The 13,270-nt window shown below is 59.6% G+C and carries 15 protein-coding genes; 9 read left to right on the top strand and 6 right to left on the bottom strand.

All coding sequences use genetic code 11. The annotated features are described in order from the left end of the window. Positions 1–474 precede the first annotated feature (474 nt). The gene (uvrC, locus tag EOI86_RS19240; RefSeq protein WP_127767292.1) at positions 475–2,418 is read left to right on the top strand and encodes an excinuclease ABC subunit UvrC; all 1,944 of its coding nucleotides are present in this window, start codon (positions 475–477) and stop codon (positions 2,416–2,418) included. Positions 2,419–2,536: 118 nt separating this feature from the next. Here the strand turns inward: uvrC and EOI86_RS19235 are convergent, their stop codons facing one another. The 3 genes from EOI86_RS19235 to EOI86_RS19225 all read right to left on the bottom strand — a co-directional run bounded on the left by EOI86_RS19235 (position 2,537) and on the right by EOI86_RS19225 (position 5,415). Continuing rightward, positions 2,537–3,328 (bottom strand): VPLPA-CTERM sorting domain-containing protein, encoded by a 792-nt coding sequence (locus tag EOI86_RS19235; protein WP_127767291.1) that lies wholly within the window; start codon positions 3,326–3,328, stop codon positions 2,537–2,539. 132 nt (positions 3,329–3,460) lie between these two features. Continuing rightward, positions 3,461–4,615, bottom strand: coding sequence for a M24 family metallopeptidase (locus EOI86_RS19230; protein ID WP_127767290.1), 1,155 nt, complete (start codon positions 4,613–4,615; stop codon positions 3,461–3,463). Positions 4,616–4,644: 29 nt separating this feature from the next. After that, complete coding sequence (locus EOI86_RS19225) at positions 4,645–5,415, bottom strand: class I SAM-dependent methyltransferase (RefSeq protein ID WP_127767289.1); 771 nt, start codon at positions 5,413–5,415, stop codon at positions 4,645–4,647. 193 nt (positions 5,416–5,608) lie between these two features. Between EOI86_RS19225 and pgsA the strand changes: the two genes are divergently transcribed. The 6 genes from pgsA to EOI86_RS19195 are packed head-to-tail and all read left to right on the top strand — an operon-like array spanning position 5,609 to position 10,036. Beyond that, positions 5,609–6,178, top strand: coding sequence for a CDP-diacylglycerol--glycerol-3-phosphate 3-phosphatidyltransferase (pgsA, locus tag EOI86_RS19220; RefSeq protein ID WP_127767288.1), 570 nt, complete (start codon positions 5,609–5,611; stop codon positions 6,176–6,178). Positions 6,179–6,236: 58 nt separating this feature from the next. Beyond that, a complete protein-coding gene (mobB, locus tag EOI86_RS19215) occupies positions 6,237–6,743 on the top strand; it encodes a molybdopterin-guanine dinucleotide biosynthesis protein B (RefSeq protein ID WP_127767287.1) in 507 nt (168 codons plus the stop codon). A 13-nt stretch (positions 6,744–6,756) separates the two neighbouring features. Further along, positions 6,757–8,043 carry a molybdopterin molybdotransferase MoeA gene (locus EOI86_RS19210; protein ID WP_127767286.1) on the top strand — a complete coding sequence of 429 codons (1,287 nt, stop codon included), beginning with the start codon at positions 6,757–6,759 and terminating at the stop codon, positions 8,041–8,043. Positions 8,044–8,050: 7 nt separating this feature from the next. Then, positions 8,051–8,302: a molybdopterin converting factor subunit 1 gene (moaD, locus tag EOI86_RS19205; RefSeq protein WP_127767285.1), complete on the top strand. Its 252-nt coding sequence runs from the start codon at positions 8,051–8,053 to the stop codon at positions 8,300–8,302. Positions 8,303–8,306: 4 nt separating this feature from the next. Continuing rightward, positions 8,307–8,759, top strand: a complete 453-nt coding sequence (locus EOI86_RS19200; protein WP_127767284.1) for a molybdenum cofactor biosynthesis protein MoaE — start codon at positions 8,307–8,309, stop codon at positions 8,757–8,759. A gap of 5 nt (positions 8,760–8,764) precedes the next feature. Next, positions 8,765–10,036, top strand: a complete 1,272-nt coding sequence (locus EOI86_RS19195) for a D-alanyl-D-alanine carboxypeptidase (RefSeq protein WP_205032263.1) — start codon at positions 8,765–8,767, stop codon at positions 10,034–10,036. Between the two features lie 10 nt (positions 10,037–10,046). Here the strand turns inward: EOI86_RS19195 and EOI86_RS19190 are convergent, their stop codons facing one another. The 3 genes from EOI86_RS19190 to EOI86_RS19180 form a co-directional block, all read right to left on the bottom strand. Continuing rightward, a complete protein-coding gene (locus tag EOI86_RS19190; protein ID WP_127767281.1) occupies positions 10,047–10,637 on the bottom strand; it encodes a hypothetical protein in 591 nt (196 codons plus the stop codon). Positions 10,638–10,641: 4 nt separating this feature from the next. After that, on the bottom strand, positions 10,642–11,544 hold the full coding sequence (gene ltnD / locus EOI86_RS19185) for an L-threonate dehydrogenase (protein ID WP_127767279.1): 903 nt from the start codon (positions 11,542–11,544) through the stop codon (positions 10,642–10,644). A gap of 68 nt (positions 11,545–11,612) precedes the next feature. After that, complete coding sequence (locus tag EOI86_RS19180) at positions 11,613–11,888, bottom strand: winged helix-turn-helix transcriptional regulator (protein WP_240035733.1); 276 nt, start codon at positions 11,886–11,888, stop codon at positions 11,613–11,615. Positions 11,889–12,111: 223 nt separating this feature from the next. Between EOI86_RS19180 and gstA the strand changes: the two genes are divergently transcribed. Continuing rightward, positions 12,112–12,723, top strand: coding sequence for a glutathione transferase GstA (gene gstA / locus EOI86_RS19175; protein ID WP_127767275.1), 612 nt, complete (start codon positions 12,112–12,114; stop codon positions 12,721–12,723). Between the two features lie 91 nt (positions 12,724–12,814). Continuing rightward, the gene (locus EOI86_RS19170) at positions 12,815–13,186 is read left to right on the top strand and encodes a nuclear transport factor 2 family protein (protein ID WP_127767273.1); all 372 of its coding nucleotides are present in this window, start codon (positions 12,815–12,817) and stop codon (positions 13,184–13,186) included. The last annotated feature ends 84 nt before the right edge of the window (positions 13,187–13,270 follow it).

Genomic DNA, 13,270 nt, shown 5'->3' with positions numbered 1-13,270 from the left:
AAGAGAACGCGGTCTTTTCCAATGTTTCGCTTGCCGGTTTCCTATCTCGGTACTTCACGATTAAGGACGAATTCCTGGCAGATCATGGTGAGGACCCGAGGGCGAGAAATATGTCGATTTCCGGTTTTTTGCTGTTGACTCGCAATATCTTTTGCACAGCCCCGGTAAGCCACTGATTTTCTTCAACGCTTGTAGACAATACACCTTTGTGTCACATCAAAGTCATATTTCAGTGGCTTCGGGTTGTTTGTTTTCAATAACTTACAGGTCATGCCTAAAAAATAGGCAAACTGGTTGAAACCCATGGAATCTGGGGCCGATGGCCTTGCATCCGCTATTTACCAACAAAGTTATCCACAGGTTTGGTGGATAGACGAATCGATCCATGAAGGCCGTGATTTTTCAGGAAGTTAGCGTACTGGGCGCCACCCGTCTATTGCGGGCGGCGGGCGGTATGGGGAATGATACGGCGCGATGATACCTTCCGACAACGATACCGACAACCACACCGAAACCGATGCGGCCGTCACGGTCGACGATGCCCGCCCGAGTTTGAGAACGGGTGCAAGTATCGTTGCCGGTTACTTGCCGCAACTTGGGTTGGGCCCGGGCGTTTACCGGATGTTCAATGGGCGTGGCGACGTGCTTTATGTCGGCAAGGCGCGAAGCCTGAAAAAGCGGGTGCAGACCTATGCCCATCCGCAGCGCTTGCCGATCCGCCTGCAGCGCATGGTTTCCGAAACCGCGTCGATGGAGTTCGTCACCACCCACACGGAAGTGGAGGCGCTGCTTCTTGAATCCAATCTGATCAAGCAACTCCGCCCCCGCTACAATATTCTGCTGCGGGACGACAAAAGTTTTCCGGACATCCTGATCCGCGGGGATCACGATTTTCCCCAAATCGTAAAGCACCGGGGGGCGCGCACCAGACCGGGCGAATATTTTGGGCCCTATGCCTCGGCGGGGGCGGTGAACCGGACCCTGACGGCGCTTCAAAAGGCTTTCTTGCTGCGGAATTGCTCCGACAATATTTTCTCAACCAGATCCCGACCCTGTCTGCAGTATCAGATCAAGCGCTGCAGCGCGCCCTGCGTGGGCAAGGTGTCGGAACAGGACTATGCGGCCTCGGTCGACCAGGCCAAGAGCTTTCTGACCGGCAACAGCCAGGCGGTGCAGAAGGACCTTGCCGCCCAAATGGAGACTGCCGCGGAGGCACTCGATTTCGAGCGCGCCGCATCGCTGCGCGATCGGATCCGCGCGATGGCCTCGGTACAGACGCACCAGGACATCAATGTCGAAGGTGTCAGCGATGCCGATATCGTCGCCCTTCAGACGGAAGGCGGGCAGACCTGCGTGCAAGTGTTCTTTTTCCGCGGCGGGCGGAACAACGGCACCAGGTCCTACTTCCCAAGCCACGACAAGGACCAGGAACCATCCGCTATTCTGGCCGCCTTCCTCGGCCAATTTTATGACGGCCGCGTGCCGCCGAAGGAAATTCTGGTCAACATCGAGCCCGATGAAGCGGATCTTTTGGCGGAAGCCTTTTGTATCCGCGCCGACCGGAAGGTGACGATCCTCATGCCGCAACGGGGGGGGAAGCGGCAACTGATCGCCCATGCGCTGGACAATGCGCGGGAAGCGCTCGGTCGGCGCATGTCCGAAAGCGCGACGCAAAGACGTCTGTTGGACGGATTGGCGGAGAAACTTGGTCTGGAGAACCAGCTGGAACGGGTTGAGGTCTATGACAATAGCCATACCGGCGGGACGAACGCGATCGGTGGCATGATCGTGGCCGGACCGGAAGGCTTCATGAAGAACGCCTATCGCAAATTCAACATCAAGACGGCGGTGAAAACCGCCGAGGATGGGGAAGGATCAAGCGCAGGTGACGACTATGCCATGATGCGGGAAGTGCTGACCCGCCGCTTCAACCGCGCCATGAAGGAGGACCCGGACAGGGACCGCGGGCAATGGCCCGACCTTGTAATAGTCGATGGCGGCAAGGGGCAATTGAGCAGCGCACAAGATGTTTTCGCTGAACTGGGGATCGACGATGTCGCGCTGCTCGGTGTGGCGAAGGGACCTGAGCGTGAGGCTGGCCGCGAACGCTTCCACCAGCCCGACAAGCAGTCCTTCCTGCTGCCGCCGCGTGACCCAGTGCTGTATTTCGTTCAGCGCCTGCGGGATGAAGCGCATCGCTTCGCTATCGGCACCCATCGGCAAAAACGGGCGAAGGGGTTTGGCGCCTCGCCGCTGGACGAGGTACCCGGCATCGGCGCGAAGCGTAAAAAGGCGCTTCTGCTGCGGTTCGGGTCTGCCCGGGCCGTGTCGCGGGCGGGATTGAAGGACTTGGAAGCTGTTGAAGGGATATCCTCCGCCGTCGCCAAGAAGATCTACGACCATTTTCAGCAAAGCTGACAGGCAAAATAATTGGCCGGCTCTCTCCGGCGCACCGCGCTTGGAAGAGAACCGGCCAGACTAGAAAGAATTTTGTAGAACAGGGTGCCCGATGGGGCGAAAATCCGGTTGAGGGCTATCAGGCCGGAGCGTCACTCGGCTTGTTCTTACGGCCAAGCCGTACGGCACCGAAAATGCCCAGACCCGTCAGCAGCAGGGGAAGCGCGCCGGGCACTGGGACCGCCGCAACCAGATCACCGCTGAAACCCGAAACCCGGAAATAATCTTTCTTGTGATCATTCTTGGTCGTCAAAACCAGGTACTGAAACTTTTCGATCGTATCGAAAACAACATTGGCAGCATTATCGCCCGCCAGGCGGGTGAAGGTATTGATACTGGCAAAGAACCCGGCCACGTCACCGACTGAAAGGTCGCCGTTGAAGCCGAAGATTTCATAGTTCTTCCCGCCGGAAAGATATCCAAAGCTCAAATCGACGGGGGTCCAGTCAGCTGAGCCTAATTCCAGGACGAGGTAGTCACGGCCATTTTGGTCTTCCACGGCGCCGCCGTGCCACCATTTGCCGTTATCCTGGTCGGAAGACAGGCCAAGCCCGGTAGCATTCCAGTTAACGCCAGAGGCGCTGTACGCGGTATGCTCGTTCTTGCCTTTCTTGCCCTTTTTTCCTTTGGAACTGGACTGATAAAAGCGCTCGCTGAAACCGAACGCAGTCACGCCGGACGTTTCTACGCCCTCCGTGACACCGGAGAATGTGGCACTCAACGGGCTGCCGAACGCGGTCCCTTCGGACTGCGACACGGGCGTCCCGGTAAAATCGAATTCGGTGATCGAGGTCGCATTCGCGGCGCCGGCAAAGCCAAACGCCACCGCAGCGGCCAGGATCGTTCCCTTGAAAGTATCTGCAAACGTCATTTCATCTCTCCATTGGCGCCTTCTGGCTGTGTGAGAGATACCAGTGTGGAAGGGGTGGCGAAGTGCGCGTTGTCACACGGTGACAAAAAAGTCACCGGGTTGGGATTATTTATTCAAAGTGCCTGGTTTCGACTATAGCTCGACCAGATCGAGCGGGTGTCGGCTAAGCCGTTCGACACCGGTCGGTGACAAAATTGCGCTATGCCCCCAGCACATGGCCAATCCACTCTCGGAATCCATCAAAATCATATGCAGAAAGAAGGCGTTGCCGGGTACCATGATCAAGGGGTTCCCCTCGTAGAACATGGGGAACTCGACCCAGATCGGGTTATAGGCAATCCCCATCCCATAGCCACAGGCGTTGAGTCGCGCGTGGCGCAGCCGGTGGGCATCGAAAACGCGGGCATGAGCGTCGAACACATCACCCATTGGCGCGCCGGGCCGAATTGCCTGCTCGCAGGCTTCCAGTGCTTCGGCCGCAGCGGCGTGCATGCGGCGTTGGACATCATTGGCTTTGCCGATGACAAGGGTGCGCATCATGGCGGCATGATAGCGGTGCCAGGCCCCAGACCATTCAAGCGTCAACTGATCCGACGGCTCAAGAACGCGGCGACCCGATTGATACCGGCACAACAAGGCGGCTTCCCCGGACCCGATGATGAATTCATTGCCGGCATAATCCCCACCGCCGCGGAAAACCGCCCCTTGCATGTCGGCCAATATGTCCCCTTCGGATGCGCCGGCCCGCGTTGATCCAAGCGCTGCGTCCAGTGCGTCGTCGGACAGCTTGGCCGCATGGCGAATACAATCCAGTTCGGCCGGGCTTTTGACACGGCGAAGCGCGGCAATCAGATCGCTTGCCTCAACCAGGGTTTCGGCTTTCAGCGCGTCGCGCACCATCTGCCCGTTGAAAGCGGTCAATCCGGCGGTTTTGGTCTCGATTCCCAGGCGCCTTCCGGCGAGGCCCAGATCAAACAGCAAGTTCTTCAATTGGTCCGCGGGCCGGACACCTTCGACGTCCCGCCATATATGAATATGGTCATCCGACAATGTGGAGGTTTGCTGTGCTTGTCGCAGGTCAGGCGCGCGGGTGAGTAGGTGCAATGCACCGTCCGCCGTCAGGACCAGGCATTGGAACAACGCGAAGCCGAACGTGTCGTATCCGCAGATCCAATACTGGCTCTCCGGTGCGAAGATCAGCAATCCGTCGAAACCGGCCTGTTTCAGGGCCTTTGTCGCCTTGGATTTTCGGGTTTCGTATTCGTCCAGGTCAAAATGAAGGGGCATTCCAAACCTCCAAGTCACCGAAGGGTGAGTTATTGTGTTTTTCGACAGGTGTAGAGGCGGGTGACATACGGAAAGGCGGCGGGGGCAGGTCCGGAGAGGGCCGGGGTTTGGCCGATCAGGCGTCGGATATCCGCCTCGATCTTGTTTCGCACCGCCAGCGGCTGAGAGGCGATAAAGCTGATCGACATGAAACGGTCCAAAACCACCTGCTCGGCCGGGCCCTCATGGGCATAGGGGCAGACCGTCTCTTCCAATTCAGAGAAGTCGGCGGCCGGAAATAAGGCTCGCCAAACCATGTGGCGGTACCTCGGGGTGTCGTCTTCGTAGGGGGTGATCAGATCCGTCAGGCCGGCGACCCAATCGACCGTCTCATCCCGCACATTCCAGACCAGGCCGAGCAATCCGTCCGGCTTTAAAACGCGCCGGATCTCCGCAAGGGCTTCGGCTGTGGCGAACCAATGAAAGGCTTGGGCACAAAATACGGCGTCGATACTGGCGGTGTCGGCGGGTATCGCTGTTGCGTTACCCGCGCGCAGATCCACCATCGGCAGGGCTGCGGCCAGTTCGTTGCGCATGGCGTCAACCGGTTCGACCGCAATGACCGCCGCCCCTGTCGCCGCCAGGCGCGCGGTGAATTTCCCGGTTCCGGCACCCAGATCGAGCACCGTCTTCCCCGGCGTAATTCCCAGTTCGTCGCGCAATATCGGGTCCAGCGTATCGGGATAATCGGGGCGGCCGGCGCTGTACGTCGCTGCGGCATTTTGATAGCCCTGCTCGGCCATGCGATGGACATCGGCCATAAAAAACTCCTTCCTTCCTCAAGCGATCCAGTCACACCACCATGTGTCCGGCAAATCGCACAATCGGTTTCTTGTTGAATGCGTCCTCCCAGGCCCATCCCATTCAGGATTCGCGGCCATTGAGGAATGGCGGCTTTAACTGCTATTAAGAACGGAACTGGCGGGGTGCCGGGGTGGCTGGGGCGGCAAGCGTATGATTTTCAGTATTCCAAATGTGCTGACCATGTCGCGGATCGTGGTGATTCCCGCGATCATCGCCTTGCTGTTTTTTGACGGCGATGCCGTGCGTTGGACCGCCTTCGGTCTCTATGCCCTGGCCTGTGTCACCGACTTCTTCGACGGTTACGCCGCCCGCCAGATGGGTCAGGTTTCCAAACTGGGGCGTTTTCTCGATCCGGTCGCCGACAAGCTTCTGATCGCGTCCATCATCCTGATGCTGGCTGCACGGGGTGATTTGACCGGCATCGACGTGTTGCCGGGCCTTGTCATCCTGATTCGGGAAATCACAGTCAGTGGATTGCGCGAGTTCCTGGCCGAGCTTCGGGTCGGTGTGCCGGTTAGCGGATTGGCGAAATGGAAAACCAGTATCCAGATGCTGGCGCTGGGCTTCCTGGTGGTCGGCGAGGCGAGCCCGGAATCGATCCCCTCCGAACTGATCGGTCTGGTCTTGATTTGGATCGCGGCGATTCTAACCTTGATCACCGGTTTCGACTATCTGCGGGCGGGCCTGCGCCATATGGTGCAGGACAGTCCGGCTGAGTGAGAACCGGCAGTACAAGGTCGGAAAACAAAGAAATCATTGCGCGTTGGGCGGTTCGGGGATGAAAGTTTTCGGTATCACGGGGTGGAGCGGGTCCGGCAAGACGACCTTGATGAAGGCGTTGATCCCCAACCTCACGGCACGTGGCTTGCGGGTCTCTACCATCAAGCACGCCCATCATCGTTTCGATGTCGACAAACCGGGCAAGGATTCTTATGAGCACCGCGCCGCCGGCGCGACGGAAGTGATGATCGGGTCCGCCAACCGGTGGGCGTTGATGCATGAATTGCGGGATGACCCGGAACCGCGCCTGGACGACTTGATCGCGCGCATGACGCCGGTCGACCTGCTGCTGGTCGAAGGCTTCAAGACCGAAGCGCATACGAAACTGGAAGTCTACAGGGCGGCAATAGGCAAAACGATGCTGTGGAAGGATGACCCGCGGATTGTCGCAGTCGCCAGCGATGCCGATGTTCCGGGGCTTGCCCTGCCGCGTTTGGATCTTTCCGACATTCCGTCGATCGGTGATTTCATCATCGCGCAGTCCGGCTTGGCCGGGGCGTCTTAAAAGGGCGGGGCAGATGGCTCAGCTAAGCGACGATTGCTTCGCCTTTGACGGGCCGCTTTTGCCCTTGGATGACGCGCTCGCCCAATTGGCGGAACGGGTGCGTCCGGTCGTCGGGGAGGCGGCAGTGTCGTTGACCGATGCCGTCGGCCGCGTCCTGGCCCGGGATATTGCAGCGGCTCAAAACGTGCCGCCTTATCGCAATTCCGCCGTCGATGGCTATGCGGTCTATTTCGACGATCTCTCTACCGATCAGCCGACGGATTTACCCGTTATCGGCCGTGTCGCGGCCGGCCATCCGCTGGACGGGCCAGCGCCGCGCGGCAAGGCGGTGCGAATTTTTACAGGCGCACCGGTCCCCGATGGTGAGAATGGCGGCCCCGATACGGTGATGATGCAGGAGGACTGCGTGGAGCGGGCCGGCATCGTCACGCTGCAACCCGGTATCAAATGCGGGGCCAACTTGCGCGATGCAGGCGAAGACGTGGCCGCCGGGGATATCCTGCTGAAGGCGGGACACCGGCTGACGCCGGCCGATATCGGTTTGTTGGCGACCCAGGGGTTGTTGACGGTTCAATGTTTTGCGCGCCTGCGGGTCGCGCTGCTGTCGACCGGGGATGAGATTGTGGAGCCGGGCCAGCCCCTGCCGCCGGGAAGGCTCTATGATTCAAACCGTTTGATGCTGCGGGCATTATTGTCGTCGATGGGGGGTGAGGTCATGGATCTCGGGATCCAACAAGATGACCGGGCCGGCATTACCGATGCGCTTGAGCGCGCTGTGGCCGGTGCGGATGCGGTCGTGACCTCCGGCGGCATGTCTATGGGGGAGGAAGACCACATTAAGGCTGCGATCGAGGCACAGGGCCGGGTCGATTTCTGGCGCCTTGCGATCAAGCCGGGCCGGCCGGTCGGGCTTGGGCAAGTGTCGGCGGGGGACGGCCGTTCGGTGCCCATCGTCGGCCTGCCGGGCAATCCGGTCGCCGCCTTCACCACTTTCGCGCTTGTCGGGCGCCCTTTGCTGCAAGGCCTTGCCGGTCAGGCTGTGCGCGCGCCGCACCGGATGCGGGCCGTCGCCGGTTTCGACTACAAGAAAAAACGCGACCGCCGCGAATTCGTGCGGGCGCGGATTTCAGGCTATGATGATGCGGGCATGCCTATTGTCGAAAAATTCGGGCGCAGCGGGGCGGCCATTCTGACATCGCTGGTCGGCGCTGACGGTTTCGTGGAATTGGGCGAAGATGTCGAACGGCTGGAAAAAGGACAATCGGTTGCCTATCTGCCATTCAGTGAGTTGATGGGATAGAAACGTCATGAAGGTTCTGTACTTCGCTTGGCTACGCCAGCGCATCGGCATCGGGGAAGAAGCGGTTGACCCGCCCGCCGATGTGACGACGCCGCGCGCGCTCGTCGATTGGTTGGTGGCGAAGGGCGGGGGCTATGAAAAAGCCTTTGCCGATACATCCGCCATCAAGGTTGCGATCAACCAGGAATTCGCGGATTACGACGCGCCGATTGGGAAGGGTGACGAGGTCGCCTTCTTCCCGCCGGTCACGGGCGGATAGGGCGATGGCGGTACGCGTCCAACGGGGCGAGTTTGATGTGGGCGCTGAACTGAAGGCGCTGACCAAGGGTAATCCGCAAATTGGGGGATTATGCGCCTTCACCGGACTCGTCCGTGATGTGAATGACGGTGCGTCGGTCTCAACCCTCACCCTCGAACACTATCCCGGCATGACCGAAAAGATGCTGGAACGGATCGAGGCCGAAGCGAACAAACGCTGGGACCTGGAAGCCAGCCTGATCATCCACCGCTACGGCACCATGAACCCGGAAGAGGTCATCGTCCTGACGGCAGCGGCCAGCAGCCATCGCGGCGACGCCTTCGCCGCCTGCCAATTTATGATGGATTATCTGAAAACCGAAGCCCCGTTCTGGAAGGTCGAAGACACCGGCGACGGGACCCGTTGGGTCGATAGCCGCGACAGCGACCAAGCCGCGCGGGAGCGTTGGAAGGATTGAGGCGTTTGAAAACGATCGTCTCGGCTCGGGCTTTGGTTTTTCTGCTCTCTGCCCTTGTGCTGTCATCTTGTGCGCAAACGTCCGAATCCGAGACGCCAACGGTCCTTAAACCGTCTGCAATCCCAATCGCCTGGCGTGCCGTCCACGCGGAAACCGGCCAGGAAATTGGCGAACGGTCGTCCAGCTCCATGCTGCCCGCTTCCACTACCAAGCTCGTCACGGCTTTGGCGGTGCTTGATACCGTGCCGCCGGATCTGATCTTCACCACGCGTGTTTGCCGGAACGGCGACGCGGTAGCGCTGATTGGCGGGGGGGATCCAGCTTTCGATGTGGAGGATCTGCTCGGCCTCGCCCTGACGGCGAAGGACGCCATGGCCGGTGCCACGGCGCTGACATATGCGCCGGCTGAGGTATCAGGACCGATCCAACCTAAGCAGCCGGGGGATGCCGCTTATAACCCTCGTCTTGCCGATTTGATGGTCGCGGAAGGGGCCTATCGCGGGCATGGGTCCGAGGACGGCCATGGCTGGACCGTTCCGCCGGGCGCGTCGGTTCCTAGCGAGACCGGGACCGATTGGTATGCCCATCCCGATCCGCCGCGCCAGGCGGCCGACCTGTTCCGTGCCTATGCGGCGGGAATGGGGGTAGACCTTCCAGCGCCTGAACCGGGCGAGGCGCGATGCGACGCTGAAATTGCGCGTCATGAAAGCGCACCGGTGTTCGACTTGGTGCGGGAAATGCTGTGGACCTCCAGCAATCCCATGGCGGAACTGTTGGGGCGGATGGCATTGCAGGCTGAGGCGCCGGGCGCTTGGCTTGCGTCAAGACATCCTGACATCGATGGTTTTGCCCTAACCAATTTCTCCGGCTTGGACGCGGAGGCGCGCCTGACGCCCCGCGCCATGGCCCGACTGCTGGCGGCAAATGCGGATCTTGCCGTCGCGGGCGTTCCGTTTCCGGCAATGCTGACCCCGGCCGGGTGGGATGGCGGGTTGAAGCGGCGGATGTTGGAACCGCCGCTGGCACTGAACGTATGGGCCAAGACAGGAACGATGCATTACGGCGCGGGCTTGGCGGGATATATGCTGGTGCCGGGCAAGGGTATGTTCGCGATTGCTGTCTATGCCTTCGATGAAGAAGCGCGTGCCGCGTATGACGCGGTGGTGCGGAATCCGCCGGAAGAGGTGGAGGTCGCTGCAAGAAACTGGCGCATGCTAGCCCGTGCCGAAATCGACAGGACGGTGCTTAAGATCTATCGCGCGCTGTCTGCGGAATAGCGGCGTGCCCTCAGGCGGGAAATTCGACACCCAGCTTTTCGATCAAATGGTAGTAGGCCCAGAGGATCAGAACGAAGAGCGCGATCATCAGCATGACCTTGTGCAGGAAGCCGTGCCGGTGAAAAATATCCCGGTCACGGTGCGCAACAACGTCCATCATCTCATCACCGAATTTGACGGACAGGAATGTCCCCGCAGCACAGAGCAGAATGATGCTCCAATAGGGCCAGGGATGGGTCAGGATTTTGTAGAACAACGAGGTCAGAAAGGTCTTGTCGTACGATCCGGGCATCAGGAAAACCCCGATCAGATTGATTCCGATGGCGATGACCCAGACCAGTATTTCTGTCAGGAACATCCGCATGCCGGTAATCAGCCGAACCGGGAAGTCGAGCAGAAAACCCGCATCGGCAACCGGCGTGCAAAGGACGAAGAAGCTCCAGGTCAGCGCCGCAACAATGCCGCCCGTCTTCAAGTCGTATTCCCAGCTTAGATAACCGAAATAGCCGACCAGCACGGCCAACAGCAGCAGGAACTTGTACAAGCCTTCCCGCTTCGGGTGGTGTGAGAACAGGTGTTTAAGGGTGATGGGGGTTGGCACAGACTTACATTCCCGGAAGTTTGATTCCCGCACGTTCGGCCAGCAGTTTGGCAACCGCCGCGTCGTCTTCCCGGCCCAAACCCTTTGCGCTGGCTTCCTTGAACAGCGCCAAAGCGGTTTCGGTCAGTGGCGTGGGGCAGGCCGTCGCGCCAGCCTCGGACGAGACAACGCCCAGATCCTTCACAAAAATATCGACGGCGGAATGCGGCGTGTAGTCGCCCTGGACGATATGCGGACCGCGATTGCCGAACATCCATGAATTTCCGGCGCTTTCGGAAATCACCTCGAAGACCGTTTGCAGGTCCAGCCCAACGGCTTTGGCCAAGGTCATTGCCTCGGCAGTGGCGGCGATATGCACGCCAGCCAGCAATTGGTTGATCATTTTCACTTGGCTGCCGGTGCCGATGTCCTCGCCTAGTCGGAAGATTTTGGCGGCGATTGCATCCAGCGCGGGCGCCGCCTTGTCGAATGCCGCCGAGGCGCCGGACCCCATGATGCTCATCTCTCCGGTCAATGCCTTGGCGGACCCGCCGGAAACGGGCGCGTCGATCACAAGCATGCCCGCATCCTGCAGGCGCTTGGCCAGATCGATGGTGGCGCTGGGCGGCATGGTCACGCATAGCGCGAAGACGGTGCCGGGCCTGGCGGTCGCGGCCGCGCCGTTTTCCCCAAACAGAACCTCTTCGGCCTGAGACGCATTGACGACGAAGACGAAGACCACATCCGCCGCGGCCGCCGCCGCCGATGGGGTTTTGGCGATCATGCCGCTTTCTTTCGAGAACTTCGCCAGCACGTCTTCCCGCAGATCGACGCCCGTCGTCGGGATGCCGGCGCGCAGCAGCGATACCGCCGCGCCCCATCCCATTGAGCCGAGGCCGATTACCGCCGCTGTCATGCTGTCCGCCATGTTTCGTTTCCTTTTCCCTAGTGTGCATCCAACACGGTGTGTACCCAACAAGCCTACCGAATGTTCGTTCAGGGGGCCTTCATTTTTTGCCCGACCCTTACGATACCGTCGATGGCTGGGATCAGTTCTTGCCCCAATTCGGTTAGCGAGTATTCCACCGAGGGCGGTGAGGTGGGTTTGACCGCCCGGCTTACGACGCCGCGGTCTTCAAGTTCCCGCAGGCGCGTCGTCAGCACTTTTGGTGAGATCGGCGGGATATCCAAGCGCAATTCGCTGAACCGGCGCGGACCCGCGCGTAGATACCAGATGACATTCACTGTCCACGCGCCACCGATCACGGCCATGCATCTCGTCAAGGGACAGGCTGTGGGCGGGTCGGGACTTTTATTTTTTCGAACCTTCAGGGCCATGCGTACCGCCTGGTTACCGTTTGGAAACTACAAAGTGGGGTATCAAAAGGATACTTCATTTACAATAGAAATCGAAACGGTACTTTGTTCTTCAACGGCCGACACGCCGTATTCAACCGGATGGGTTGTCCCGTCCTCATCAATGGAGACTGAAACAATGAAGCTTTACTACATTCCTGGGTCTTGTTCTCTCGCCGTCCATATTACGCTGAACGAAATCGGCGCGCGTTTCGATATGGAAAAGGTTGATGCCAAAAAAGGGGTCACGGAAACCGGAGCTGACTATGCCGGTATCAATCCGGATGGTTATGTGCCGGCCCTGTCCGTGGACGGCGATGTTTTCACCGAGGCGCCCGCGATTCTGCAATACTTGGCCGACACAGCGCCGGAAAGCCGTTTGGCGCCGGCGGCGGGTTCGATTGACCGTGTGCGCCTTCAACAGCAATTGAACTTCACCGCGTCGGAATTGCACAAAAGTTTCGCACCCTTCTTCGCGGATACGCCGCCGGAAGGTGAAGTCAAGGAAGCTGCCCTTGCGAAACTGTTCAAGAAGTTCGCGCATCTGGAACGGGTTCTTGCCGATGGACGGGAATTCATCATGGGCAAGGATTTCACGGTCGCGGACGCGTATAACTTCGTGGTCGCGTCCTGGGCAGTGCCGACCGGGATCGGTTTGGACCGATGGCCGAACGTCGCGGCTTTTGTCGAGCGCGTTTCGCAGCGCCCCGCCGTCATGAAGGCGATGCAGGCGGAAGGTCTGACTGGCTAGTTCGGAGAGGGCCGTTTCGGTGGTACCCGATTGTTCGCCGAGACGGCCTTCAAATTTACCTTATAGTGGACCCCTTGTGCAGGAGAAGAAGATGAGCCCGGATTTCGACGGCGTAACGGAAACCCTCAATAACTATTTCGACGGCCTGTATCACAGCGATACGGAAATTCTCGGCCGCGTCTTTCATCCCCAAGCGCGGTATGTCTGCGCAACCGCGCCGGACCTGGTGAACCTGGGCATGGATGAATACTTCCCGGTCGTCGACAAGCGGGAGCCGCCGGCGGCCCGTGGTGAAAAGCGGCAGGACGCGATCCAATCCATCGACTTTGCCGGGCCGAATACGGCGGTCGCGCGGGTCAATTGCGCCATCGGGGAACGATACTTCACGGACTTTCTTTCCCTGATCCGGACGGATGATGGCTGGCGGATTATCGCCAAGGTCTTTCACTACGACATCGTCTAGGGAACCTTCTCACTCGGGCATGTGGCCACCCGCCGGGATGTGCTTTCGAACTTGTAACTAACCGACCGGTCAGTTATTTGTTCA

It is taken from the genome of Hwanghaeella grinnelliae (assembly GCF_004005845.1).
In the GTDB taxonomy this organism is placed as follows: domain Bacteria; phylum Pseudomonadota; class Alphaproteobacteria; order UBA8366; family Aestuariispiraceae; genus Hwanghaeella; species Hwanghaeella grinnelliae.
Note: the sequence above shows the minus strand (reverse complement) of the source record. Positions and strands in the feature narration are given on the sequence as shown.

Bases quoted from the DNA above. Each gene is read 5' to 3' on its own strand.
- EOI86_RS19180 (WP_240035733.1), bottom strand. From the start codon at position 11,888: ATGGCCGTGATCGGTGGCGCGTGGACAGTGAATGTCATCTGGTATCTA.
- gstA (WP_127767275.1), top strand. From the start codon at position 12,112: ATGAAGCTTTACTACATTCCTGGGTCTTGTTCTCTCGCCGTCCATATT.
- EOI86_RS19230 (WP_127767290.1), bottom strand. From the start codon at position 4,615: ATGCCCCTTCATTTTGACCTGGACGAATACGAAACCCGAAAATCCAAG.
- uvrC (WP_127767292.1), top strand. From the start codon at position 475: ATGATACCTTCCGACAACGATACCGACAACCACACCGAAACCGATGCG.
- EOI86_RS19210 (WP_127767286.1), top strand. From the start codon at position 6,757: ATGGCTCAGCTAAGCGACGATTGCTTCGCCTTTGACGGGCCGCTTTTG.
- moaD (WP_127767285.1), top strand. From the start codon at position 8,051: ATGAAGGTTCTGTACTTCGCTTGGCTACGCCAGCGCATCGGCATCGGG.
- ltnD (WP_127767279.1), bottom strand. From the start codon at position 11,544: ATGGCGGACAGCATGACAGCGGCGGTAATCGGCCTCGGCTCAATGGGA.
- pgsA (WP_127767288.1), top strand. From the start codon at position 5,609: ATGATTTTCAGTATTCCAAATGTGCTGACCATGTCGCGGATCGTGGTG.
- EOI86_RS19235 (WP_127767291.1), bottom strand. From the start codon at position 3,328: ATGACGTTTGCAGATACTTTCAAGGGAACGATCCTGGCCGCTGCGGTG.
- EOI86_RS19170 (WP_127767273.1), top strand. From the start codon at position 12,815: ATGAGCCCGGATTTCGACGGCGTAACGGAAACCCTCAATAACTATTTC.
- EOI86_RS19200 (WP_127767284.1), top strand. From the start codon at position 8,307: ATGGCGGTACGCGTCCAACGGGGCGAGTTTGATGTGGGCGCTGAACTG.
- EOI86_RS19225 (WP_127767289.1), bottom strand. From the start codon at position 5,415: ATGGCCGATGTCCATCGCATGGCCGAGCAGGGCTATCAAAATGCCGCA.
- mobB (WP_127767287.1), top strand. From the start codon at position 6,237: ATGAAAGTTTTCGGTATCACGGGGTGGAGCGGGTCCGGCAAGACGACC.